General features: G+C 64.1%; 22 protein-coding genes. 13 read left to right on the top strand and 9 right to left on the bottom strand.

Annotated elements, in window-relative coordinates; all coding sequences use genetic code 11:
- From ACZLIB_RS14825 to ACZLIB_RS14810, 4 genes are all read right to left on the bottom strand, one after another.
- The gene (locus tag ACZLIB_RS14825; RefSeq protein ID WP_049400180.1) at window positions 1-393 is read right to left on the bottom strand and encodes a DUF3037 domain-containing protein; all 393 of its coding nucleotides are present in this window, start codon (window positions 391-393) and stop codon (window positions 1-3) included.
- Window positions 371-1,147, bottom strand: a complete 777-nt coding sequence (locus ACZLIB_RS14820; protein ID WP_049422090.1) for a HipA family kinase — start codon at window positions 1,145-1,147, stop codon at window positions 371-373. Before ACZLIB_RS14820 ends, ACZLIB_RS14825 begins: the two co-directional genes overlap by 23 nt.
- Window positions 1,148-1,217: 70 nt before the next feature.
- On the bottom strand, window positions 1,218-2,639 hold the full coding sequence (locus tag ACZLIB_RS14815) for an XVIPCD domain-containing protein (RefSeq protein ID WP_478468019.1): 1,422 nt from the start codon (window positions 2,637-2,639) through the stop codon (window positions 1,218-1,220).
- 12 nt (window positions 2,640-2,651) lie between these two features.
- Entirely contained in the window at window positions 2,652-3,158 is a 507-nt protein-coding gene (locus tag ACZLIB_RS14810) for a hypothetical protein (RefSeq protein ID WP_239669774.1), read from the bottom strand.
- Between the two features lie 572 nt (window positions 3,159-3,730).
- Between ACZLIB_RS14810 and ACZLIB_RS14805 the strand changes: the two genes are divergently transcribed.
- Window positions 3,731-4,060 (top strand): hypothetical protein, encoded by a 330-nt coding sequence (locus tag ACZLIB_RS14805; RefSeq protein ID WP_006376346.1) that lies wholly within the window; start codon window positions 3,731-3,733, stop codon window positions 4,058-4,060.
- Window positions 4,061-4,575: 515 nt separating this feature from the next.
- On the opposite strand, the gene ACZLIB_RS14800 is transcribed toward ACZLIB_RS14805, so the two are convergent.
- Window positions 4,576-5,223, bottom strand: coding sequence for a hypothetical protein (locus tag ACZLIB_RS14800; RefSeq protein WP_152906901.1), 648 nt, complete (start codon window positions 5,221-5,223; stop codon window positions 4,576-4,578).
- 294 nt (window positions 5,224-5,517) lie between these two features.
- On the opposite strand from ACZLIB_RS14800, the gene ACZLIB_RS14795 reads away from it, so the two are divergent.
- The 3 genes from ACZLIB_RS14795 (at window position 5,518) to ACZLIB_RS14785 (ending at window position 9,296) form a co-directional block, all read left to right on the top strand.
- Window positions 5,518-7,980 (top strand): S9 family peptidase, encoded by a 2,463-nt coding sequence (locus ACZLIB_RS14795; protein ID WP_182266378.1) that lies wholly within the window; start codon window positions 5,518-5,520, stop codon window positions 7,978-7,980.
- 109 nt (window positions 7,981-8,089) lie between these two features.
- Window positions 8,090-8,842, top strand: a complete 753-nt coding sequence (locus tag ACZLIB_RS14790) for a hypothetical protein (RefSeq protein WP_478468017.1) — start codon at window positions 8,090-8,092, stop codon at window positions 8,840-8,842.
- Window positions 8,843-8,975: 133 nt separating this feature from the next.
- Window positions 8,976-9,296, top strand: coding sequence for a hypothetical protein (locus ACZLIB_RS14785; protein WP_132810442.1), 321 nt, complete (start codon window positions 8,976-8,978; stop codon window positions 9,294-9,296).
- A gap of 10 nt (window positions 9,297-9,306) precedes the next feature.
- Here the strand turns inward: ACZLIB_RS14785 and ACZLIB_RS14780 are convergent, their stop codons facing one another.
- Complete coding sequence (locus ACZLIB_RS14780) at window positions 9,307-10,290, bottom strand: hypothetical protein (RefSeq protein WP_132810441.1); 984 nt, start codon at window positions 10,288-10,290, stop codon at window positions 9,307-9,309.
- Between the two features lie 138 nt (window positions 10,291-10,428).
- Here ACZLIB_RS14780 and ACZLIB_RS14775 point away from each other — a divergent pair, with 138 nt between their 5' ends.
- The 4 genes from ACZLIB_RS14775 to ACZLIB_RS14760 all read left to right on the top strand — a co-directional run bounded on the left by ACZLIB_RS14775 (window position 10,429) and on the right by ACZLIB_RS14760 (window position 13,344).
- Window positions 10,429-11,394 (top strand): DUF2268 domain-containing putative Zn-dependent protease, encoded by a 966-nt coding sequence (locus ACZLIB_RS14775; protein ID WP_032127700.1) that lies wholly within the window; start codon window positions 10,429-10,431, stop codon window positions 11,392-11,394.
- A 49-nt stretch (window positions 11,395-11,443) separates the two neighbouring features.
- Window positions 11,444-12,247 (top strand): SGNH/GDSL hydrolase family protein, encoded by an 804-nt coding sequence (locus tag ACZLIB_RS14770; RefSeq protein WP_478468016.1) that lies wholly within the window; start codon window positions 11,444-11,446, stop codon window positions 12,245-12,247.
- 80 nt (window positions 12,248-12,327) lie between these two features.
- Window positions 12,328-12,846 (top strand): hypothetical protein, encoded by a 519-nt coding sequence (locus ACZLIB_RS14765; protein WP_478468014.1) that lies wholly within the window; start codon window positions 12,328-12,330, stop codon window positions 12,844-12,846.
- A 144-nt stretch (window positions 12,847-12,990) separates the two neighbouring features.
- Window positions 12,991-13,344, top strand: a complete 354-nt coding sequence (locus ACZLIB_RS14760; protein WP_478468012.1) for a hypothetical protein — start codon at window positions 12,991-12,993, stop codon at window positions 13,342-13,344.
- 70 nt (window positions 13,345-13,414) lie between these two features.
- Here the strand turns inward: ACZLIB_RS14760 and ACZLIB_RS14755 are convergent, their stop codons facing one another.
- Entirely contained in the window at window positions 13,415-14,275 is an 861-nt protein-coding gene (locus tag ACZLIB_RS14755) for a LysR family transcriptional regulator (protein WP_049400161.1), read from the bottom strand.
- Between the two features lie 105 nt (window positions 14,276-14,380).
- Here ACZLIB_RS14755 and ACZLIB_RS14750 point away from each other — a divergent pair, with 105 nt between their 5' ends.
- Together ACZLIB_RS14750 and ACZLIB_RS14745 are read left to right on the top strand one after the other, a co-directional pair.
- The gene (locus ACZLIB_RS14750; protein WP_478468010.1) at window positions 14,381-15,511 is read left to right on the top strand and encodes an agmatine deiminase family protein; all 1,131 of its coding nucleotides are present in this window, start codon (window positions 14,381-14,383) and stop codon (window positions 15,509-15,511) included.
- 320 nt (window positions 15,512-15,831) lie between these two features.
- Window positions 15,832-16,011 carry a hypothetical protein gene (locus ACZLIB_RS14745; RefSeq protein WP_182266372.1) on the top strand — a complete coding sequence of 60 codons (180 nt, stop codon included), beginning with the start codon at window positions 15,832-15,834 and terminating at the stop codon, window positions 16,009-16,011.
- A gap of 37 nt (window positions 16,012-16,048) precedes the next feature.
- Here the strand turns inward: ACZLIB_RS14745 and ACZLIB_RS14740 are convergent, their stop codons facing one another.
- Window positions 16,049-16,594 (bottom strand): thioesterase family protein, encoded by a 546-nt coding sequence (locus tag ACZLIB_RS14740; RefSeq protein ID WP_478468008.1) that lies wholly within the window; start codon window positions 16,592-16,594, stop codon window positions 16,049-16,051.
- A 69-nt stretch (window positions 16,595-16,663) separates the two neighbouring features.
- Between ACZLIB_RS14740 and ACZLIB_RS14735 the strand changes: the two genes are divergently transcribed.
- The 3 genes from ACZLIB_RS14735 to ACZLIB_RS14725 all read left to right on the top strand — a co-directional run bounded on the left by ACZLIB_RS14735 (window position 16,664) and on the right by ACZLIB_RS14725 (window position 18,448).
- Entirely contained in the window at window positions 16,664-17,239 is a 576-nt protein-coding gene (locus ACZLIB_RS14735) for a TetR/AcrR family transcriptional regulator (protein ID WP_049463188.1), read from the top strand.
- A gap of 52 nt (window positions 17,240-17,291) precedes the next feature.
- On the top strand, window positions 17,292-17,675 hold the full coding sequence (locus ACZLIB_RS14730; RefSeq protein WP_032127707.1) for a nuclear transport factor 2 family protein: 384 nt from the start codon (window positions 17,292-17,294) through the stop codon (window positions 17,673-17,675).
- Between the two features lie 254 nt (window positions 17,676-17,929).
- Window positions 17,930-18,448, top strand: coding sequence for a hypothetical protein (locus ACZLIB_RS14725; RefSeq protein ID WP_478468007.1), 519 nt, complete (start codon window positions 17,930-17,932; stop codon window positions 18,446-18,448).
- Between the two features lie 45 nt (window positions 18,449-18,493).
- Here the strand turns inward: ACZLIB_RS14725 and ACZLIB_RS14720 are convergent, their stop codons facing one another.
- Window positions 18,494-20,605 (bottom strand): TonB-dependent receptor family protein, encoded by a 2,112-nt coding sequence (locus ACZLIB_RS14720; RefSeq protein ID WP_478468005.1) that lies wholly within the window; start codon window positions 20,603-20,605, stop codon window positions 18,494-18,496.
- Window positions 20,606-20,740: the final 135 nt, after the last annotated feature.

The following is a 20,740-nucleotide window of genomic DNA, read 5'->3' as shown; positions in this document are numbered from 1 at the left end:
TCAGCGCGGCACCCGCACCATCTTCGTCATCAAGTGTTCCACCACACCCGCCGGATCGGCCGTGCGGCCCACATGCGTGCTCGACATCTGCACCACCGAGCTACGCTTGGCGGTGAGGAAATGGAAGCGTGCGCGCGCCGGCAGCTGCGCGATCGGCCCGGCGCTGGCATCGCCGCGGCAGATCGCCACGATCGCATCCAGCCATGGCTGCAGCGCCTCCTGGTCCAGCGCTGGCGCGAAGGCGTGCAGGCGTGCCGGATCGATCTCGATGGCCGCTTCCAGATGACGCGCGCCGGGACAGGAGACGATCACCCCGACGTTGATGAATTCCTCGCGCTCCACCCGCGGTACCACGCGGATGACGGCGTAGTCATACGTGTGCAGCGTGGGCACGGATGGCCTCCTGCACGAACACCGCACGCACTTTCAGGCGGTGCTTGAGGTAGTTGATATAACCCTGCCGGTAGGCCTGCGGGCTGTCGAACGCCGGTTCGTCCACCAGCCAGCTGTCCGGCACCAGGCCGACGATGCGCTCGATCTCGGCATCGGTCAGGCGCGCGGCCAGCTCGGCATCCACCTCGGCGATGCGGCTGGCGAACGACAGCAGCACGTGGTCGCGGATCAGCACGAAGGGCTTCTCGCAGGCATCGCCGGCGTTGGCCCAGTCGTGATGGAAGTACATCGCCGCGCCGTGATCGATCAGGTACAGCTTTCGATGCCACACCATCAGGTTGGGATTGCGCGTGGTGCGATCGACATTGCTGGTGAACGCATCGAACCAGACGATGCGTGAGGCCAGGTCAGCATCCACGGGCATCGCTGCCGGGTCGTAGTTGATCGCGCCGGGCAGGTAGTCCAGACCCAGGTTCAGACCCTCGCTGGCGCGGATCAGCTCCTGGATCTCCGGGTCGGGCTCGGTGCGGGCGAACTCGCGGTCCAGCTCGACGAACAGGATTTCCGGAATCGGCAGGCCGAGCGTGCGCGCCATCTCGCCGGCGATCAGCTCGGCGATCAGCGCCTTCGGGCCCTGGCCGGCGCCACGGAACTTCAGCACGGCCATGCCGTCGTCGTCGGTCTCGACCACGGCCGGCAGGGAGCCACCTTCCCGCAAGGGGGTGATGTAGCGGAGGGCATGTACGGTGCGCATGCGCGCATTCTAGCGTGGGTGCCGCCAAGGGAGCGCCGGGCGCGTCCCGGCGGCTCCATGTCGTTCCCCGTCAGTGCGTCAGCGCGCCGCGCTGCTGCTCCTGCACGCGGACCTGTTCCTGCGTGGCCTGATCGGCCTGCCGCTGGTTGACCACGGCAAGCGTATCCAGGCTGTCCTGCACGGGGCGTTGTGCGGCCTCGGCAGTGGGTGAGGAGGCGCGCAGCGAGGCCGGATCATCCAGCGGCCCCTTCACCACGAAGATGTTCTGCGCTGCGCCCGCACCCTCGGTCTGGCGGCTGAGCACCACATGGTCGACCCGGTCCAGGCCGTTTTCGCGGGCCAGCACCAGCAGGCTGGCACTCAGGCGCTCGCTGGACGCATCGAAACTGCGTCCGTTGGCAGCATCCAGCTCAGCTACCTTGCCGCGGATCTGCTCGTGCAGCGAACGGTCACGGCCTTCCGCAAGCAGCGTCGGTAAGCCATCGCCCTCCACCGCATGCTGTGTGGTGATCGGCACATGCGTATGCGTGCCCTCAGTGTGGTCGAAGTAACGCAGCGTCGACGGCGAGGTACTGGTATCGAAGTAGGGCTGGCGCGGGGGCGAGCCCTCGCCGAGGTTGAGCCCGTTCTGCTCCAGCAGGTGCTCGTCCAGGCCCAGCTTCTTCATGTTCACTTCCATCCGGCTGACGCCATCGGGCGCTGGATTCGCGGCCTCGAATTCGCTGGCCAGTCCGATCGCCAGGGCGCCGTAGAAATTCTGGTAGTCCGAATTCCCATGATGGCCCAGGCCGGTGCTGACGCCCTGATCGTAATAGTGCCTGGCCATTCCCTCGATGTTGGCTGCGGTGGGGGAGATGGTCAGGTCCGCATTGAGGGTCAGCTCCGGGTGCGGGGCATAGGTGATCGGCGGGCCGGGTCGCGACTGGATGACATCTGTCGAGCGGGTGCTGGCTTCATACAGGTCACGCAGGGTAGCGTCCGGGTTGTTGGCACGTACCTGGCTGACCAGCGCATTCCAGCCTGCGATGTTCGAAGAAGCCTCATCGCGGCGGTTGGCCGCGAGCAGGGTGCCGATGGCCTCGGTGTAATCATGGCTCGTTGTACGGCCCGCGACCTGCTCCACGTCGGCTTCGAACTGCACGTAGGCGCGCTCGACATCAGCGTCGTTGAAGCCGTGCTGGATCTCGTGACCGAGCACAAAGGCAACCTCGGCCGCGTCGAACCTGTCCGGGGCCGACGGGGTCGACAAGCTGCTGGCGGGCAGGTTGATGGATTTCGTGCCGGTCTCGTAGGTGCCACCCGCGTTGCTTGTGGCGGGCAACAGTTCGAAGCGTTCCAGGTAGCCTGCCGCGATGGCGGCGTCCACCTGCTTTGCCAGCACGGGCGAGCCCGCGATGACGCTGCGCAGGTTGTCGACCTGGTCGCTGGTGACGTCGGTCTTGCCGGCGAACTCGCCCAGCAGGCGTTCCGTTTCTGCGGAAAGGATCGTCATTGATGGCTCCCCTTACTGCACGGTGACAAGACGCACGCAGGCATGCGTGGCGTCGCCGAGGGCGTGAGGGTTCTCGGGCATGGTGTCGACCTTGATGCTCAGCTGCGGTCGATCGAAGCGGTCGTAGATCACCCGGCCGTGTTCGCCGCGCACCGTCTCGCGCTTGAAGCCGGCGGCATCCAGTGCGGAAGCGAAGTGGTTGAAGTCGACCTGGCAGATCGCCGCAGCCGAGGCCTTGCGATCGCTGCTGGTGTCCATGAAGTTCAGGTCCAGCCGCGCGTCGGCAGTGCCGGCCCGCTGCACTTCCAGTCCATAGCCCCATTCCGGTGTCAGCGTGCCGCCATAGCCGAAGTGGCCGGGGCCGAAGACCTGCGCCGGCGCCTGCATTGCCGCGGATAGGCGCTCGGCAGTGAGCTCGCGGGTGGAGGTCGTGGCCTTGATCAGGTCCAACAGGCGCAGCAGCAACTGCTCGGCATTGAGCGGGGAGGGTGAGGTGGTCTCGGATACGGCGGGGGCCATGGTGTCGGTTCCTTGAGAAGTCGGCGTGCGGTCGGCGGCATGTGCGCAGGCGCAGAGCGTGGCCGCTGAAAGTGCGAGCGTCCACGGTCGTATGAATGCGTACCGGGGCATGTGCGTTCCTTGCAGATTGAAGGCTGACCCTAGGGCCAGCCGGATGAAGCAGAGGTTAAGCGTAATCGAGGCACCCGAATGCGTTACAAAAGGTGAACGGGTGCGCATTCTTCACTTGATCATTCCGCGCGCGATGTCAGCATCGGGTCCATGGAGCATCAACTTCGCGTGTGACCTTCAACAGGAGGCCGTCATGCAACAACTGCGCAGCTGTCACGCTTTACCCTGCATGCAATGCAACGCGTGGTGTTGACCCTGGTCTGATACGGCCACTTTGCCGGCACGGATGGCCGCCACCCACAGCATCTGCAACTGTTCACCCGATGCGGTCCCGGCATGCTCTTGCCGGCCCTGCAATACAGACATACGCCCGCCAGATTGTCCTCTGCGTTGCCCGATGGCCTTCGCAGCGCGGAGGCTGGCTTGTCCATGAAAATCCTGCAGGCTTTGGAGGTGCACCGATGAGCGACCAATACGAACGAATGCTGCCGGCCCTGGACGATGCCAAGGTCGAGGAAATGATCGGAAAACTGGTGCTGGTCGGGGTGACCCGCTACGGCGGCGACGGCCAGGTGCAGGGACTGGAGCAGTACGCGGGAACGGTGCTGCGCATCAGTGCCGATGAAGGCGTGGTGCTGGCCGACGAGAACGATGGCCACGAGCGTTACCTGCCGCCGATGCTCGACCAGTACCTGCCGGCCCAGCCGGGAGAGTACCGGATGAGCAACAGCGGCATGATCGTGGTCGACCCGGACTATCTCACCGCCTGGGACCTGCACGCCCAGCAGTAGTGCCAGGCCAAGCCAAGCCTGGCACTGGGAGCGGATTGCCCGTTGGACACACCGACGGCTAGCGCAGCCACTCGGGCAATCTGCGTGTCAGGGGGCTTATTGCCTGTCGATCCGGCCAAAGATCGGGAAACACCTCGAATTTGAGGTCGTCCCGATCTACCCGGGTGATGAAATGTCGAATAGGCCTGTCCTGCAGGTCGTGACTTCCCCGCATGTGGGTCAGCTCGAACCGTTCGATTGCTTCCCGGTCTTCTTCGACGAAGAGGCTGTGCTTGATTACGGGAGCCAGTGTGACGTCACCACCATGCCGGCGAACGCTTGGAACAACGGGCAACTTTGGCTCAGATCAGGGGAATCCCGGGTGTCTTCGCTTGAGCAGATGTTGAAGAAGCACATCACCGGTCGGTTGCGCATATGGGCAATGGTGAAAAGGTCTTCTTTGGGTTTAAGAACAACGTAGTGGCTGTTCTTTCATTTGATGGTGATTTTGAGTTTTTCTGCATGCATCGGCATGCCTATATATTTGGTGTCTGGTAAAAAATATTTCCGAATTTGTCTCTCACTATGATGCTGTCTTTGTGCCGTTCAAGGCTCTTGAATTGATCTGCGAATATGAGTTCATCGGGTTTTGTTTCAAGTATTGTGTTTTCAAATATGATCTCGCGGCCCTGGGTCACGTTGAGGGTGAGCGAGAATGAATCCGGCGTGAGCCTGCATAGAAGCGATGCCCGGAGTCCGTCTTCTCTATAATATTTAGTTTGGTGCGTCCATTCGTTTTTATATCCGGAATTTCTGAAAAGGTCGATTGCTTCCGTTAGTTCCGGTGTCGGAATGGGGTGGTGAAGGGAGACTGTATTGAGTCCACGCTCGATCATTGAAAGGTAGAATTCGTGGCGATCGTTGTTGTTTAATTTTTCGTAGCGATCGATCTGGAATGGTACTGGTGAGCTGATTGCATTCGAGCCCTTGACGATCTTTACACTGGTTTGAAGTGCTGATCCTTGAATAATAATCCTGTTGAATCCAGCTGAATGAAATCGAAGGGGTTTAAGCCTCCTTTCCAGGAAATTGCACGCGTATCGCGACCTGAAGCCGAAAGGTATGGCGACTTCCTTGGGGAACTCGTCGGGATCGAGGTAAAGGTAGATTTTCCGGAGGATCATTGTGCTGCCGACGGGGTAGGGGTGTTGTTGATGCTAGGCGCCGCAAGGGCAGCCGGACAGGAAAATCGGGGGCCGGGAATCGTGGCTAAAGGAGCCATCTCTCCCGTGAAGTGGCAGTAGATCGTTGCCTGGAGCCAGCTTCAGTTCTTTCTTGAGTGCCCCGCGGCCTGTTCTCCGATGCACTTTGCCCCATCCGGCCACTAGCCCTTCCGGCCCATTCACGACAACCCCTGCGGTGCTAGATTCTGGGCCATGCCCGATTCCGGGTACCCATTCACACCCCAGGGGATAAGGATGCTGATCCGTCGAACCTCTCTGGCAGCGGCCGTTGCCGTTGCCACCGTCGGCCTGCTGGCCGCTGGCCCGGCGCTTGCCGATTACGCGAAGCCGCCGGAGCACCTGCTCAAGGTGCTGAAGGCACCGCCGCCGCCAGCACCGAACGTGGCCCCGGGCGGCCAGCGCCTGCTGCTGACCACCGCGCAGACCTATCCGTCGATCAGCCGCGTCGCCCAGCCGTACCTGAAGCTGGCCGGCGTTCGGCTGGAGCCGAAGAACCGCAGTCGGCATGACACCCCCGGCGGCTACGGTATTCCGGCCTGCGTGGCCGACTTCACCCTGGTCGATATCGGCAGCAGCAAGGAGACCAAGGTCAACCTGCCGCAGGGCTGCGCCACCGGCGCGCTGTGGTCGGCCGATGGCAGCCACTTCGCCTTCCAGAATGCGGTCGATACCAGCGTGCAGCTGTGGGTGGGCGATGCGGCCACCGGCCAGGTGAAGCAGGTGCCGAACGTGCAGCTGAATCCGATCTTCGGCTACACCGTGCAGTGGCTGGGCGGCAGCCAGAACCTGCTGGTGAAACTGGTGCCGGCCAATCAGGGTCCGGCGCCGTCCAACGGTGGCGTGCCGACCGGTCCGGATGCGCAGGAATCGCTGGGCAGCAGTGGCGAGAGCAGCACCTACGAAGCCCGCGACACGCTGACCAGCGTGCATGATGAAAAGCTGTTCGCCTACTACGGCGCTTCGCAGCTGGCCGTGGTCGATACCGCCGCGGGCAGCGTGCGCCCGGTGGGGCAGCCTGCGCTGTTCAACGAGGTCAGCGCCGCGCCCGACGGCGTGCACGTGCTGACCGAATCGATCAAGGCGCCGTACTCACATGCGGTGACCTACCAGCGCTTCGCCAACGACGTGGCCGTACTGGACGTGAGCAATGGCCGCAGCACGCCGATCGCCAGCCTGCCGCTGGCGGATCGCGTGCCGGTGCACGGCGTACCGGAAGGCCCGCGCGGTTTCGACTGGCGAGCCACCGATCCGGCGACCCTGGTCTATGCCGAAGCGCTGGACAAGGGCGACTGGAAAGTCAGCGTGCCGCACCGTGACCGCGTGCTGATGCTGAAGGCCCCGTTCAACGGCAAGCCGACCGAGATCACCCGTACCGCGCAGCGATTCGAGGGCTTCGCGTGGACCGCCGATCCGGCCGTAGCCTTCCAGTACGAGAACGACGAGAACCGCCACTGGATGCAGACCCGCATCGTGGATGTGGACCAGCCGAAGAAGGAAGGTCGCCTGCTGTGGGACATGTCCAGCGATGAGCTGTACGGCAACCCCGGCAACCTGGTGTTTACCCGCCTGCCGAATGGCGCGCAGGTCGTGCGCCGTGAGGGCAACCACGTGTTCCTCAGCGGCCGTGGCGCCTCGCCGCAGGGCGATCGTCCGTTCCTGGACCGCCTGGACCTGGGCACGCTGAAGAGCGAGCGCCTGTTCCGTAGCAGTGCCGACGCCTACGAACAGTTCCTCGGCTTCAGCAACACGCCGGGGCGCTACCTGACCTGGCACCAGTCGGTGATCGATCCGCCGAACGCCTTCATCCGCCAGCAGGGGGAGGCAGTGGCCGATGCGAAGACCGGCGAGGCGCAGTTCGCGTCCACCGCGACCGCGCTGACCAAACTGGTCGACCCGACCCCGGAAGTGCGCCAGATCAAGAAGCAGCTGGTGACCTACAAGCGTGCCGATGGCGTGGACCTGTCGTTCACCCTGTACACGCCGCCGGGCTACAAGGAGGGCCAGCGCGTGCCGGCGATCCTGTACGCCTACCCGGCCGACTTCGCCAATGCCGCGCAGGCCGGCCAGGTGTCCGGTTCGCAGCAGACCTTCACCCGCCTGCAGCCGTACCGCCTGATGCTGCTGGCCGGCTACGCGATCATCGACAACGCCTCGTTCCCGATCGTGGGTGACCCGAAGAACGCCTACGATACCTACCTGGAGCAGCTGGAAGCCGACGCCAAGGCAGCGGTGGACAAGGCCGTGGACATGGGCGTGGTCGACCGCAACCGCATCGGCGTGACCGGTCACAGCCATGGCGGCCTGATGACCGCCAACCTGATCGCGCACACCAACCTGTTCAAGGCCGGTGTGGCGACCAGCGGTTCGTACAACAAGACCTTTACCCCGTTCGGCTTCCAGAACGAGCGTCGCTCGGTATGGCAGGCGCAGGACGTGTACCTGAAGGCCTCGCCGTTCTTCTATGCCGACAAGATCAAGCTGCCGCTGCTGCTGGTGCACGGTGAGGACGATGCCAACCCGGGCACCGAACCGTTCCAGTCGCGCAAGCTGTACCAGGCCATTCGTGGCAACGGCGGTACCACCCGCCTGGTGATGCTGCCGAACGAACCGCACTGGTACACCGCGCTGGAGTCCAACGAGCAGCTGGTGTCGGAGATGCTGAACTGGTTCGACACCTACGTGAAGAACGCCAAGTAGCGTCTTGCGAGCTCGACTGCTTTGCACGAGGCCGCCTTCGGGCGGCCTTCCTGCATCCTGTAGAGCCGCGCCATGCTCGGCTGCTGTTCGACAGAGATAGGAAAGTCTCATGAAGGCATGGATGTTGGTACTGGCCACGTTGTTGGTTTCTCCCGTGGCAATGGCGGTGCAGCCCCGGATGAGCGTGCACGTGACGTACGACTGGTCTGGTTGGGGTTCTGTATCTGAGCGCTGGGTCATCCGGCGTGATGCCTATGGCTTGACCACCCGTGTACAGGTGGTTGATGCGCCCGACGTCCAGCCGCGTTTGCCGGAGCTTCTGCCGTTCGGCGCGCTGTCAGCGTTCGAGGCCGCGCTGCGGGCAGCACCGTTGACCAGGGACGCCACGGTGGATCTGATCACTTCGCAGCTGGACCGGCCCGCGATACTCAAGCTGGATCCGGAGCTGCGCAGCATGCCTCCGGCCAGATGTTCGTTTGCCCAGCAGCAGGCCTGGGCACGGCAAGCTCTGGCCGGGCAGGGTTTGCAGGAGCGCGTTGCAGAACACTTCAACAGTCTCCGGACCGATGACTATCCCATCATGACCGTGGTCGTATCCCGGCTGGGCCACCCGGATACCGTCTTGGTGTCCACCTCACAGCACACGATGATGCTGCCTTGGAAGCGCCTGTCGTCGGCGGACTTCGATCAGCAGGTTCTGGAAGGTGCTCAGGAAGAGTGGCGTCCGGCGTTGAGCGATGCATTGATGGGGCTGCTACCTGCGGGAGAACCCACACGCGAACGCTTCAAGATCGCTTGGTTTCAGAACAGATTACGCGGCGACCTTGCCTTGGAGGCGCTGCGTTGTGGAACCCTGCGCTAGGAAACGGAAGATTGATCATCCATGGATGCTCTGCAATCAACTGTGGAGACTCGGTAACGACGTGTTACCGGCACATTCGCACGCCACGCAAATGGTCTAGGCTGAACCTGATCGCTCGTTCCAGGTCGGTGCAATGAAAGCCATTCTCCTTGCTGCAACGTTGTCGTTGGCCCTGGTTTCAACGGCATATGCTCAGTCGTTTCCTGCTGAGCTGATGCAATTGGGCATTGTCGCCGGCATGCCTTACGCCAAGGCCAAGCGCCTGCTGGATGCTGCAGGCTGGCAGGCGAAACCTGCGCAGGGCGCGCCGGAGTCGCTGGAGGGCTTTCCGGAAGTCGGATGCCAGAAGGACGGAAAGCAGTGTGCGACGACCTTCGAAAAGGACGGTCAACAGATCGCGGTGCGGCTGGGCACTACCCTGGCAGGGCAGCCGTTCGTGCAGAGCGCTGACTGAGCACCCGCCCTCACGCCAGCGGTAGGCGGTCCTGCGCGTGGGATAACCCGTCATGCAGGTCGCGCACGTGCTCGGCCTTGGCATGCACCCGGGTGGTATCGCCGAAACTGCGTAGATAAGCGCAGGCTGCGAAGCCGGCGCTCTTCTTTTCGTACTCGGCAATCCAGGCCAATCGATCCGGGTTGTTGGCCTGTTCGGATGACCACGCGGCCACTGGCGGGCGGATGCGGTACTTCAGGCCGACGCGCCACGGCTTCGGTGTCAGTCGCGCACGGAAGCAATGCTGCAGCCGGCACATGCGCGCGTACAGGGTATCGGTGCCCAGTGCCTTGAAGAATGCCTGCAGCTGCTCGTCCTCCGGGGAGAACGTGGCATGCATCGCCAGTACGCGCAGTCCCGCGGGCGTCCGGTAGGCGCGCAGATGCCAGTGGGGGTGTTGTTCGCTGAAGGCTTCCACGCGTCGCAGCGCCAACCCCTCGGCGCCCCCGGCGGCGGCCAGCCGCTGCCTGCGGCGCATCAGCAATGCCGCATTGACCAGAACCACCGCCGCCACGCCCAGCACCAGTCCCACCAGCCAATGCCACAGCAGCGTGCCGGTGACGGCGCTGGCAAGCAGCACGACCGCCGCAACGATGGCCGGCATAACGCAGCCGGCTGGCGGCTGCGCATGGTCGATGTCGGCGAACAGTACGTCCGGGCTGTTGAGGCACAGTGCGCCATAGCTGTTGCGGGTGATGACGACGTCGCCGTCGCGCTGCACGATCTGCTCGCGGATCGGCACGCCTTCCACGCCGTAGTTGCTGCGCACTTCGCGACGCGGCAGCACCTGTCCGGCGAGGATGGCATTGAGGGCTTCATTGGCGCGGCGGTCGGCGTGCACCTGCGCCTCGGCAGGGCCTTCGTCGGACCAGCCGAAGCGGCGCACCACCACCGGCCGGCCACGGAAACGGGCCTGCAGGCGGGCTTCGGCCCAGTAGGCGGGAACGATCATCATCGCGGGGTGCTCTATCTTCCGTGGCAGGTGCCAACGCGAGTCTGGCACAGCGCCGGGGTGCCCGCATCTGCTTGCTGCGGCGGCCGGGCCGGAGTGATAGATTGCGCGCTTCGCATGCACTCCACCAAGGACGGAGCGATGTCCATGATCCTGCGCGGCCTGTTGGCCCTGGCCTGTGCCGGGGTGGTTGGCATGGCCACGGCGGCGGCACCGGCCGGGCCGCAGATTGTCACTGACGATGTCAGCCGCTTCTACGCGCTGTACGACAACGCAGGTGGAAAACCCAGCGTTGCGCAGTTGCGTGGCTACATGGCCGAGGGTTCGGCGGGCCTGGCCGAGCTGGCCAAGGCACGCCGGGTCACCCCCGAGCGCATTGCCGAGTCCATCGCCAGCCAGCCGGAGCTGTATGTGCAGGGGCGAAGCTGCCTGGCCGAACTGCCGGCGGTGAAACAACGTCTGACGCAGGTGTTTTCCAACCTGCAGGCCATCTATCCGCAGGCTGCGTTTCCGCCGGTGACCATCGCCGTCGGCCGCGGTCGTCCGGTAGGGTTGACCTCGAAAAGCGGCGTGATCATCGGCCTGGAAGCGCTGTGCGCAGCCGATTTCATGAATCCCAATGTGCAGGACCGCTTCGTGCATGTGATCGCACACGAGTACGTGCACATCCAGCAGACCGGCCTGACCGACTTCGAGCCGGGCGACCCGCATGCGACCGTGCTGCGTGTTTCGTTGGGCGAGGGCATTGCTGAGTTCATCGCCGAACTGATTTCCGGCAACGTCGGCAACGGGCGCCATGCGGCCTGGACCCGTGGTCGGGAAGTGCATATCGAAAGCGCATTCGCGCTGGATCTGGACAGCACCGATCTGTCGCCGTGGCTGTACAACTACAAGCCCGGTTCGCAGGAGCCCTATGACCTCGGGTACTGGGTGGGATACCGCATCGCCAAGGCCTATTACCTGCAGGCCAAGAACAAGCGTGACGCGGTGCGTGCGCTGATCCAGCAGGACAACCCGAAGGCGATCCTGGCCGCCAGCGGCTGGACGCCGGGTATGTGGATGCCGGCGAAAGTCACGGGTGTGGCGGCGCGTACGGCTGCACGCTGAGCACAGGGTGGGGCGTTAGACTGCTGAAGATGATTTCTGGAGTACCCGCATGCGTGGACCTGTTGAGCTTGCCACTGCCACTGTCGTGACGTTGGGCCTCGCGTTGGCTTCTCCGCTGGGCGCCGCTGAGGCCGTCGCAGTCAACCCGCTGCTGCAGACGCCCATCGACCAGCTACACCCCGACGAAGTGCGCTTCATGCAGCAGCGCCTGGCCGATTGGCCGGAGCTGCAACGCTATCGTGATGCCAATGCGCGCCTACCTGATGCGGTGCCCGGCCAGCCGCGCGTGGTGTTCTTCGGTGACTCCATCACCGAGGGCTGGGGCAGGGAAGGCAGTGCCGGTTTCTTCCCCGGCAAGGGCTGGCTCAACCGCGGCATCAGCGGCCAGACCACGGCGCAGATGCTGGTGCGTTTCCCGCAGGACGTGCTGGCACTGAAGCCACAGGTGGTGGTGATCCTGGCCGGCACCAACGACATGGCAGGCAACACCGGCCCATCCACGCAGGCGATGATCGAAGACAACCTGCACGCGATGGTGGACCTGGCCCGTGCACATGGCATCGCCGTAGTGCTGGCATCAGTGCTGCCGGTCAGCGATTACCCGTGGCTGCCGGGCACAGCACCTGCGCCCAAGGTGCGTGCATTGAACACGGCATTGAAGCGCTATGCCGATGCACAGCAGCTGGTCTATCTGGACTACTACACGCCGATGGCCAATGCGATCGGCGGACTGGACCCGCAGTTGGCGGAGGACGGCGTGCATCCTACGGCGAAGGGCTATGCGGTGATGGCGCCGTTGGCCGAGGCGGCGGTTGGCGTTGCACTGAATGATGAGAAATTCAGAGGTCCATAGATCTGGCTTTATGCGTCAGGCGTTGACGAGATTGCCTCGCGACTGGGGGGCTTGTCTGCGGAAGAATGACTCACTTGTGCTTGAAACCGGAAAAAGCGATGCCCGGAGTTTCTCTCGCGGTGGTGGAAGCGGTCGCAAGGGCAGTTTTTGAGCGAAGTCCTTCGCTTGTCACTGAATTTTACTCGGCTCCTGGAGAGGATTTTCAACGATTCAGTAGCGCTGAAGAGCTCTACAGCTATGCGAAGCTGCTCCGCGAAGTAAAAGGCGGAGCCGTTTTCGTTGCAGTTCAATATCCTGATATGTGTGGAGAAGTCAGCGTCCGGAAGTTTGAACTGGTCAAGGGGCCGGATCGCGGAAAACACCGGTTCACCATAGGCGGATGGGGGCTGATCAACGTTCATTTGCCTCTATCTCCAGATGCCAGCATGTCGGCAAGAATCTGCGTTTTATCGGAGCGCGCAGCACTGGGTAGAGAGCGATCCGGCGTAGGTCTTCCTGCCGTAGATGGCTGGAACTGGAGAGCAGTCGAGTCGCACTCGCGTAGATTGAAACGGGTGCTGAATTCTGCAATCGCGAGATCGGTGGTGACATCGCAATAGCCTTCAACACTGCTGGGAGTGGGAGGGCGGCCTGCTCCTGCTGTCAGGTGCGCGACATCTTGGCCTTCGATAATCAGCGTGTTTGGGTGTCCGCACGGCACGGCACGGCATGCCAGCGCCAGTGTCACGGTCAATGGAGAAAAAATGTTAGCAGAAGTCGGCGCGACCCAATACGCTCAGTTGGATGAGTTTGTCAGCGCTCTGTCAAATCGAGACACAGATACACTGATGATCAAGTTCAATCTGTCCGCCCCAGTGATCAGTGAGATATTTGAGGCGTTGCTGGTGTACTTTCCGCCGAGCGCAAAATTGTCAGTGCCACCGCTAGCGAGCCAGTACGAAGAGTTTCCTCTAATCGTTGCGTACGAAAGCACAGCGGGTGACATTTCAGCGGAGTTCTATGTGCTTGAAAACGACGAGCCCAGCGAGGCCATCTTACATGTTGTTTTTTTCGGCGCAGCGCCAAACGAGCTGAGCTACGAATTCATAAACTCATAGCAATGGCAATGAGGCAAGGATCGCCGAAGAGTGGCCCAGGGAAATGACGTGGCGCAATCGGTCGATGCTGCTAGTCATTCGGCAGGCTCCCCAACAACCACTCGCAGAAACTGATCACCAGCGGATCGGCTGCACTCTCCTCATGTACCAGCCAACTCCAGCGTGGGCCGCGCACGCGTGCATCATCCAGGGCTTGCAGTAGGCCTTGTTCGCACGCACGCGCGCTCAGCAGCTCGCTGACCAGTGCGATGCCCAGCCCTTGGCAGGCTGCATCCAGCAACTGCCCGGGCTCGGAGAAATTCATTCCCTCGCGACGCTGGCCGACATCGGCGCCACCCTGTACCTGCCATTGGCTCCAGTCCATCTCGCGCTCGCCATGCAGGGTGAGGCGTTCGTGCGCCGGTGTGGCGAGCAGGGCCGGATGGCAGGCTGGATAGAGACGATCCTGCAGCAGCACGCGATGCTGGCACTGCGCCTGTGAGTCGAGGTCATCACGTACCGCCACGTCCAGCGTCTGCGTGGTCATGTCCGGCGCTTCCTCGCTGGTCAGCAGCCACAGATCGGCGTCGGGATGCAGCCGGTGAAAGCTGGCCAGGCGTGGCACCAGCCAATGCCGAGCAAAGGCCGGGCTGGCGTTGACGATCAGTTGATTGGGCTTGCGGTACTGATCGAGCCGGCGGATGCCGCTGGCCAGCTGCCGCAGCAGCGCCTGCGTTGTTTCCAGCAGGTCGATGCCGGCATCGGTGAGGGTGACGCTGCGGCCCTGCCGGAAGAACAACGGCTGCTGCAGCGACGCTTCCAGACCCCGGATCTGCTGGCTGATGGCCGACTGGGTCAGGTGCAGTTCCTCCGCCGCACGGTGGAAACTGCCCAGCCGGGCCGCAGCCTCGAAACCCCGTAGCGCGTTCAGTGGTGGCCAGTGCTTGAGCATTTCAGATAAGTAAAACTGTTCAATTGATGGCTGAATCTATCGTTTGTTCTTATGTGTCGGCAAGGGCAGCATAGCGCCCATCCCGCACCGGCCCTGGAGCCCGTCATGAGCAACCGTCGTCACTTCCTCACCCAACTGGCGGGCGCCGCCGGCCTTGGCGGCCTGGCCGCTCTGGGCCTGGCCGGGCTGCCGGGTCGCGTATCCGCAGCAGGGCCAGGTGCGGGGACTTGGCGCATGCCGGACGAGCACGGCCCACAGGAACGCGTGTTCCTTGCCTTCGCCGCGCAGCCGCGGGTGTGGGGCGCGCAAGCCGATGCGGTGAACACCGCCGTGGCGCGGTTGGCCCGTACCATCGCGCGCCACCAGCCGGTCAGCGTGCTGTGCCGCCCGGCGCAGTTGAAGCAGGCGCAGGATCGCTGTGGCCGCGACAACATCGAGTTCCTCGAGGTGCCGCTGGATGACATCTGGGTGCGCGACTATGGTGGGTGCTTCGTCACCGATGGCCAGGGCGGGCTGGGCCTGGTCGACTTCAACTTCAATGGCTGGGGCGGCAAGCAGAGCGCGCGCAACGATGGCGCGGTGGCGCCGTGGCTGGCGCAGGTGACTGGCGCGACGCTGCTGGAAAGCGATCTGGTGGGCGAGGGCGGTGGCATCGAAGTCGATGGCCATGGCACGGCCATCCTCACCGAAAGCTGCTGGGTCAACCGCAACCGCAATCCGGACTGGTCGCGCGCGGATATCGAGGCCGAGCTGAAGCATCACCTGGGCCTGCGCAAGGTGATCTGGCTGCCCGGCATCGCCGGCAAGGACATCACCGATGCGCACGTGGACTTCTATGCGCGCTTCGTACGCCCGGGCGTGGTGATCGCCAATCTGGACAACGATCCGGAGTCCTACGATTACGACCTGACCCGCGAGCATCTGCGGATCCTGCGCGGGGCCACCGATGCCGATGGCCGTCGCCTGCAGGTGCATACGCTGCCGCCGCCGCTGGACGGGCGCGATAACGTGCATACCCGCGACAACGATGATCTGGCGATGGGCTACATCAACTACCTGCCGATCAACGGCGCAGTGGTCGCGCCGCAGTTCGGAGACGACGAAGCCGATGGATTCTGCCGTGAACTACTGGAAGACATGTATCCCGGCCGCGTGATCGAGCAGGTGGATATCGATGCCATCGCCGGTGGCGGTGGCGGCATCCATTGCGTGACCAAGAACATGCCGAAGGTGTAGTCCACTGTTGCGTTGACGCGCCGGAGGTCGTGTCATGATGCTCCAGGTACACATGCTCGGGGGAGCAGATGGATCTGGATACGGGCATATGGAGTGGATTGGTGGGCGGCAGTATCGCCACGATGATTGCACGGCGAGCTGCCGGTCGACTTCCCAGTCACTACCGCGGCCGTAGTCTGGTCTACCTGCGACGCCGCCATCGCGCTTCCATCTGGAGTGCAAACGCGCTTTTCCTGCTCGGGTTGATCAGCGGCCTGTTGATCTGGCCGTTGGGTCACTACGCCAGTACAGATTCACTTCCATTGCTGCTGGCAGCCGGCATGAGTTGCGGTCTGCCGCTGTTGGCGCTGCTGCTGATTCCCTGGATGACCCGCCGTCCGATCCGTGAGGCATGGGTGATCTTCGGCTATTCGCAGGGTGGGCCGGTGTGGTTGATCTACTCGATCCTGCTGGCAGGCGTCGCCTGTGGTGTGGTCGGAGTTTTGCGGCTGCCGGGTTGAGGCGGCAGCACCTGCATGGCGCGCACATCCAGCCCGCTCAGGCGTCGTCCTGCTTCAATGCGGCATCGGCAGCCAGCAGCGCCTCGGCGGCTGCACTGAGCGGCGGCGACGGCGGGGCGACCACGCCGATCGCTTCCATCATCTTCGGCATGCCCAGGAACTGCCGCGCGCGACGGTCGTAGATGCCGGTGACCAGCAGTGCACGGGTGGCGATCTTCTGCTCGGTACCGATCAGCACGCGCTGCTCCATGATGCCCCGCGAACCGACCCAGCCGACCAGCCGCGTTTCCAGGGTGAAGCGCTGGAATGGCTTGAGTTCGCGGCGGAACTGGATGGTGCCGGCGCCGACGATCGGTGCCCACTTCTCGCGCAGCGCCACCCGGCCCAGGCCCATGCGCAGGATCAGGTCCAGCCGGCCCAGGTCGAAGATGTTCCAGTAGCGGCCGTTGGTCATGTGCAGGTTGCTGTCCAGGTCATTGGGCAGTACCCGGAACTGCAGCCGCGAGACCCCGAACGGGGCCTCCAGCTGGGGCCGGAACAGGCTGCACAGGAGCAGGTGGAGCAGGCGGAACCAGAGATTCATGATTATGACGACTGTTATAGAATCGCCGGTACGCTAATCTATGACGACTGTCCTGGCAAGGAGCCTCCCGTGAGCCCGCGTCCCTCTGATGCGCCACAACGCGTGATTGATGCTGCGGCACAGATGCTGGCGCGCGTGGGTCTCAATGCCACCAGCATCCGTGAGGTCACCAAGCTGGCCGAGGCACCGCTGGGCTCCACCTATCACCACTTTCCCGGCGGCAAGCAGGAGCTGTTGGCGCGTGCCACCCATATGGCCGGCGACAAGGTCGAAGCGTTGTTGGTGGAGCTGCTGAAGGGCGGGGCGGTGCAGGGCCTGCAGCAGTTCCTGACGATGTGGCGCGAGCGCCTGCTGCGCACCGATTTCCGCGCAGGCTGCCCGGTGCTGGCCGCTGCGGTGGAGGAGCCGGTGGAGGCCGTACCGAGCCAGCCGCGCGCGGCAGCTGCAGAGGTATTCGCGCGCTGGCAGGGCCATCTGGCCGCAGCGTTCGTCGCCGACGGACACGATCCGGCCGCCGCGGGTGGGCTGGCCAGTCTGGTGATTGCCAGCGTGGAAGGTGCGGTGGCGATGAGCCGCGCACTGCAGGACATCGCCCCGTTCGACCAGGTGGCCGCGCAGTTGTTGAAAGCCGCCGCGCGGCCTTGATCCGGCGGCACGGTCGCGGGAGACTCGGTGCGGGCCCTGACTGGACGCCGCCATGGACGAATCGCACTGCCGCCACCTGATTGAGCACTACCTGCAGGCTTACAACCGCTTCGACATCGACGCCATGCTGGCGGTGCTGGCGCATAACGTGCGATTCGAGAACCACAGCGGCAGCCAGCTGACGATGGTCACCGAAGGCATCGATGCCTTCGGCGAACTGGCACGGCAATCGGCGCCGTTGTTCCGCGAGCGCGAGCAGCGGTTGCTCGAGTTGACCTTCGAGGATGGCATGGCGCTGGCCAGCATCGGCTGGCGTGGCGTGTTCGCGCAGGACATTCCCGATGGTCCCAGTGCGGGCACGGAACTGGCCCTGCAGGGACGCAGCGAGTTCGCTTTTGAGGACGGTCGCATCGTGCGGATCATCGACCGCAGCTGAGGATCGATGGCCTCGGCCCGTAGTCTGGACAGCGGCCCCGACCGGGGTCGAATCCGCGTAACACCACCCGCGCGTGCCCGGCAAGGATGTCCGCATGCTGCATCAGGCTCTTGAGCCCCCATGCTCCACGAGCTGTAGCGGCGCATGTGGATGGCCGAGCCCAGTTTTTCGTTCCTGGCCCACCCTGCGCTATGATCCGCGCCAAGGCCAAGGTATGTGGCCGGCTGTCAACCACCACTGACGAGGAAGAGCGCATGGATGTCGCTGCACACCGCAACAGGACGTTGTTTCGTTGGACCATGATGGTGCTGCTGGCTGTGTTGTTGCCGTTTGCAGCACTGGCACAGCCTGCAGCCGGGCAGGCCGATGGCGCCGAAGCCGCTACTGCCGCGGAAGAGGCGCAATGCCGCACCTGCACTTATGAGCGTATTGGGCCCAAGGTCGATATCGGCCTGGTGGCCCTGATTTCGCTGCTGGTGGTGGGCCTGCTGGTGGCGGTATCCCGCGAATGGGGCACCACCTCGCAACGATGGACCTGCCGCACGCTGGCCCTGTTGCTGGCGGGTGTCGGTGTGGCGTTGCTGTGGTGGGCTGGCAGCGTCGTCTACCTGGGCTACAACCCGTGGCAGGAAATGGCCGCCCCCGTCGATGGCTCGCTCACATCGACACTGCTCACTACCTTACCGAAGTGGCTGGCGGCGATGGTGCTGATCGGCTTCGCGCCTTCCATCTGGAAACGCAGCGAGCGCCTGCCGGCGTGGCGCATCAGCTGACATTGAAACGGCGGCGCTGGATCACCCCGGCGCCGCCTGCGGTCATCAGTCAAAGCGCAAACGCACACCAGCGTAGATGCCACGGCCTTCGCCCGGGGTCGAGCGGGCAATATCCTTGCCGGCATCGTTGTAGCCTGGCGTGACCGTGGCGGCGTAGTGGCGGTTGCCGATGTTGCGCATCTCCGTCCACGCCAGCCAGCGGCCACCGGGTGCGTCGTAGCCGATGCGGCTGCCGAAGATCACATGGCTGTCAGCCCAGTAGCTGTTGGCGTAGTCCACGGCGATGCGCGAGGCGTATTCGGTATTGAGCGCAGCGTACAGGCCGGATGCGTGATCGAAGCGCAGCTCGGCCTGATAGGCGTGGCGCGGCAGGCCGGGCAGGCGGTTGCTGCCGAAACGCGCGTCGTGGCGGTAGCGGAAATCGCTGAAGGTATACGCCTGACGCAGCGACAGGCGGCCCGGTGCAGCCTGCCACAGGGTGCTGTCCAATCCGGCTTCGATGCCGCGGTGCACGGTGGGGCTGGCGTTGTTCTCGGCGATGAACAGGTTCGGCACCGGTTGCAGTTCGACGCTCAGCAGTTCGTGGTTCACGTGCGCGTAGTAGCCGGTCAGTTCCCAGCGACCCAGCGCCGCGTCACCGCGCGCGCCCAGTTCCAGCGTGGTGGCGGTCTGGTTCTGCATCGGCACCGGCGCGCGCTGGCGGCCGCTGGACGGGCCATTGCCCGGCCCGAAGTACTGGTTGGAGCCCCAGATCATCGACCACGGGTGCGGCGCCTCCACCGAACGGCTGAGGTTGCCGAACCACTGGGTCTGGGCGCTGTGCTGCCAGGTGAAGCCCAGTCGCGGCGCGTAGTCCCAGTCATGATCGCGCAGGCGGCCGCCACTGCTTGGCCAGGTCACCTGCACATCGCGGCGGGTGTTGATCAGTGCCAGCCCGGTCTGCATGCGCAGGCGGTCATTGAAGGTGAGGGTATTGCCGACGTGCAGCGTGCTGTCGGTGCCGTGGTGGCGGAAATCACGCGTGCGCGTGCCGGCGGCATAGCCGTTGCTGGCAAAACGCAGCGACTCGCGCACATCGGCGTCCAGATCGTGGGTGACGCGCAGGCCGACCGTGGTTTCGCTGTCCAGGCCGAACAGCCGGTGGCGGTGGCGGTAGTCCAACGTGGCGTTGACGTTGGCGTAGTCCAGCTGCTGGCGGTACAGGCTCTCGTTCAAGTCCATCGGATACTTGTGGTAGACCAGCCCGGCCTGCAGCGAGGAGTCCTCATCGATCTGCAGCGTGGTGACATTGCCCACCCACGTGCTGCCGGGCTGCGGGCGACGTGCATCGATGGCCAGGTTGGCCGGGTTGGCCGCATGCGGGTCGTTGCGGATCTGGTCGCGGGTCAGGCGACCGGGTGTTTCGTGATTGGTTTCGCGGTAGCGCACGAAGAAGCGCGTCTGCAGGTCGGGCGTGATCTGCCAGCCGATGTTGGCCATCGCGCCCTTGCCGTCGCCGCGCGCATGGCGCTGATAGCCATCGAACTCGGTATCGGTGTAGGCCAGGAAGTAATCGACATCGCCACTGACGCCGCCCCAGCTGATGCCGCGCTTCTGGTAGCCACGGCTGCCGGCTTCGTAGTGCAGCTGCACGCCCGCCGAATCACGGCCGCTGCGGCTGATGTAGTCGATGGCACCGCCCAGTGCCAGCGCGCCACGCTCGAAACCGTTGGCGCCGCGCAGTACTTCCACGCGGGACAGCCACAGCGGTTCCAGCAGCTCGTAGGGCGTGCCGCCCGGGCCGGTCAGTGGCAGGCCGTCGATCGACACCGCAATACCCGAGGCATGCGCGCCCGGGCCCCGGTTGATGCCTGAGCCACGGATCGAAATCTTGGTGCCTTCGTTGCCTGGCGACTGCGCGCTGATGCCCGGCTGGTAGGCCAGCACATCGGCACTGCTGGACAGCCGGCTGTCCGCCTTGGCCACGTCGATGACGTTGCTGGCGCCGGGTACGCGCTTCAGCGCCTCGCGCGCCTGCGCGCTGGCATCGGCGGCAGCGGTGACCTGCACCGCATCCAGCGTGGTGGCCTGCGGGGCCGCAGCGGCGGTGGAGGAGAGGCCAAGAGAAACGGCCAGGAACAACAGCGACGGGGCGGGGCGGTACGACGAGAGCGACATGCGGGAATGCTGTAAACCACGAAAGTGGCGCGCAAGTTAACAGGTCGACGGCGTCACGTCACCCATCGGCGGCGTATGGCCGCCCGCGCTCCTTGTAGAGTCGAGCTTGCTCGACTGTCTTTCGCTTTCTGTAGA

The sequence above is a fragment of the Stenotrophomonas sp. 220_Sma genome, assembly GCF_056487375.1.
Note: the sequence above shows the minus strand (reverse complement) of the source record. Positions and strands in the feature narration are given on the sequence as shown.